This window comes from Stenotrophomonas sp. UBA7606 (genome assembly GCF_002477705.1).
Lineage (GTDB): Bacteria > Pseudomonadota > Gammaproteobacteria > Xanthomonadales > Xanthomonadaceae > Stenotrophomonas.
In genome coordinates this window covers 1-3141 of record NZ_DLJW01000100.1, presented here as the reverse complement: position 1 = coordinate 3141, position 3141 = coordinate 1, and the positions used below count along the sequence as shown (strand labels likewise).

5 protein-coding genes are annotated in these 3141 nt (G+C 62.2%); all 5 read right to left on the bottom strand.

The window, feature by feature from the left end:
• A partial coding sequence (rpsD, locus tag B2527_RS12355; RefSeq protein ID WP_293713933.1) for a 30S ribosomal protein S4 occupies positions 1-338 on the bottom strand: 338 nt, incomplete at its 3' end.
• 14 nt (positions 339-352) lie between these two features.
• On the bottom strand, positions 353-745 hold the full coding sequence (rpsK, locus tag B2527_RS12350) for a 30S ribosomal protein S11 (RefSeq protein ID WP_054657227.1): 393 nt from the start codon (positions 743-745) through the stop codon (positions 353-355).
• A 13-nt stretch (positions 746-758) separates the two neighbouring features.
• Complete coding sequence (gene rpsM / locus B2527_RS12345) at positions 759-1115, bottom strand: 30S ribosomal protein S13 (protein WP_054663350.1); 357 nt, start codon at positions 1113-1115, stop codon at positions 759-761.
• A 348-nt stretch (positions 1116-1463) separates the two neighbouring features.
• Positions 1464-2819 (bottom strand): preprotein translocase subunit SecY, encoded by a 1356-nt coding sequence (gene secY, locus B2527_RS12340; RefSeq protein WP_293713922.1) that lies wholly within the window; start codon positions 2817-2819, stop codon positions 1464-1466.
• Between the two features lie 7 nt (positions 2820-2826).
• Positions 2827-3141, bottom strand: a 315-nt coding sequence (gene rplO, locus B2527_RS12335) for a 50S ribosomal protein L15 (protein ID WP_293713920.1), incomplete at its 5' end; no start/stop codon positions are given.

Below are 3141 nucleotides of genomic sequence, written 5' to 3'. Positions count from 1 at the left end.
CGGGTCACAGCGAAGCCCATGCGGTAGACGACGTTGTCCAGACGGGTTTCCAGCAACTGCAGCAGGTTCTCGCCGGTGTTGCCCTTCTTGGTCGAGGCCTTCTTGTAGTAGTTGCGGAACTGACGCTCCAGCAGACCGTAGATACGCTTGACCTTCTGCTTTTCACGCAGCTGGGTAGCGTAGTCGGACAGCTTGCCCTTGCGGGCAGTGGCGCCGTGCTGGCCGGGCTTCTGCTCCAGCTTGCACTTGGAGTCCAGCGCACGGGCCGGGCTCTTCAGGGAGAGGTCGGCGCCTTCGCGACGGGCGAGCTTACAGGTAGGACCGATATAACGAGCCATTTCTTATCGCTCCTTTAGACGCGACGCTTCTTCGGCGGACGGCACCCGTTGTGCGGGATAGGCGTCACGTCGATGATGTTGGTGATCTTGTAGCCGACGTTGTTCAACGAACGTACGGCCGACTCACGACCCGGACCCGGGCCCTTGATGCGGACTTCCAGCGACTTCAGGCCGTAGTCCAGAGCAGCCTTGCCAGCCTTTTCGGCGGCAACCTGCGCAGCAAAGGGGGTCGACTTGCGCGAGCCGCGGAAGCCGGCGCCACCGGAGGTCGCCCAGGACAGTGCATTGCCCTGACGGTCGGTGATGGTCACGATGGTGTTGTTGAAAGAAGCGTGGACGTGGGCAACGCCGTCGGTGACGACGCGCTTGATCTTCTTCTTGGTCTTAGCAGCAGCGGGCTTAGCCATTTTCTAGGGTCCCTTACTTCTTCAGAGCCTTGCGCGGACCCTTACGGGTACGGGCATTGGTCTTGGTACGCTGACCACGCAGCGGCAGACCGCGACGGTGACGCAGGCCGCGGTAGCAGCCCAGGTCCATCAGGCGCTTGATGGCGATGCCGACTTCACGACGCAGGTCGCCTTCGACGATGTACTTGCCCACTTCAAGGCGCAGACGGTCGATTTCCGGCTCCGACAGGTCGCGGATCTTGGTGGTGGAAGTAACGCCTGCGGCTTCGCAGACCTTCTTCGAACGGGTACGGCCGATGCCGTAAATGCTTTGCAACCCGACCCAGACATGCTTCTGGGCTGGCAGGTTGACGCCTGCAATACGCGCCATGACGCGGTTCTCCAGCTGAGTGATGGCCGAATACGCACCGACAGGCGCGCCAATCCGGCAGGATGGATCAAAAAAGTGAACTAGCGATACTAACAAGGCTTCGGTTTGCTTGAAAGCCGGTGGAACATGCCGTTCCACAGACTCCGGCGTGGGGAGTGTGCCCGCGCTCCGGCGCCGGACATGCCTGGCAGGGGGATTGCTCTCCCGGCCGCCCGCGCTACTCCCGCGCGGAACAAGCACATCACACCCCCACCCGAAACCGCTGCAGGGGCCGCCCTTCTGTTTGAAAGCCGCCCCGGGAACCAGGGCAGCTTTTCGCTAAAGGAAGCGATAAGTATAACCGGTGAATCAGCCGCGTGCAAAACCGCCGCGGTTGCCACCCTTCAGGTTGGCCTTCTTCAACAGGCTCTCGTACTGGTGTGACATCAGGTGAGCCTGCACCTGGGCGATGAAGTCCATCACCACCACCACCACGATCAGCAGCGAGGTGCCGCCGAAGTAGAAGGAGGCATTGAGCTGGGTGCGCATGATTTCCGGCAACAGGCAGACGATCACCAGGTACAGCGAGCCGGCAGCCGTCAGGCGGGTCAGCACGGCGTCGATGTACTCGGCCGTGGCCTTGCCCGGACGGATACCCGGGATCAGCGCGCCCGACTTCTTCAGGTTGTCGGCGGTTTCCTGCGAGTTGAACACCAGTGCGGTGTAGAAGAACGCGAAACCGGTGATCAACGCAGCGAAGACGATCATGTGCAGCGGCTCGCCCGGGCCCAGCGCGTTTGCCACCTTCTGCAGCCACGTGGCCGAGCTGGCCTGACCGGACCACATTGCCAGCGTTGCCGGGAAGGCCAGGATGCTGGAGGCGAAGATCGCCGGGATCACGCCAGCCATGTTCAGCTTCAGCGGCAGGAACGAGGTCTGGTTCATGTAGGCATTACGACCACCCTGGCGGCGGGCGTAATTGACGGTGATGCGGCGCTGGCCGCGCTCGACGAACACCACGAAATAGGTGAATGCCAGCACCACCAGCACGATGATCAGCAACGAGATGAAGCTCATGTTGCCGTCACGGTAAGCCTCGACCGTGTGGATCACGGCGGCCGGCAGGCCTGCCACGATGCCGGCGAAGATGATCAGCGACACACCGTTGCCGATGCCACGCTCGGTCACCTGCTCGCCCACCCACATCAGGAAGATGGTGCCTGCGGTCAACGCCACGATGGCGGTCAACACGAAGCCCATGCCCGGGGCATACACCACCGGTGCACCGCCCGGCGACACCTGGTTCTGCAGTGCCAGCGCGATACTGCCGCCCTGCACCACTGCCAGGAGCACCGCGCCGATGCGCGAATACTGCGTGATCTTGCGACGGCCGGACTCACCTTCCTTCTGCATGGCCTTCAGGGCCGGGAAGATGTGCACCGCCAGCTGCATCACGATGGATGCCGAGATATACGGCATCACGTTCAACGCGAAGATGCTGAAACGGTGCAGGGCGCCGCCCGAGAACATGTTGAACATGTCCACGATACCGCCGCCCTGCGCCTGCATCAGCGCAAGCATGGCATCGGGATTGACGCCCGGCACCGGCACATAGCAGCCGATGCGATAGACGAGCAATGCCCCGAGTACGAACAGAAGACGCTGGCGAAGTTCCGTGAACTTGCCCATCCCGCCCGCGAGGTTACCGATGCCAGCTTGCGCCATGTTCCAGTTACTCCTGTACGCTGCCGCCGGCAGCTTCAATCGCGGCCTTGGCGCCGGCAGTAGCAGCAACACCCTTCAGGGTGAATGCCTTGCTCAGCTCGCCCTTCAGGACGATCTTGGCCTTCTTTGCAGTCGACGGGATCAGCTTGGCTGCACGCAGTGCGGCCAGGTCGATCTCACCAGCTTCCAGACGATCCAGGTGGTAGGACAGCACTTCTGCAGTGTCCTTGGCCTTGTGCGAGAAGAAGCCGATCTTCGGCAGACGGCGCTGCATCGGGGTCTGGCCGCCTTCGAAGCCAGCCTTGATCTTGCCGCCACCCTT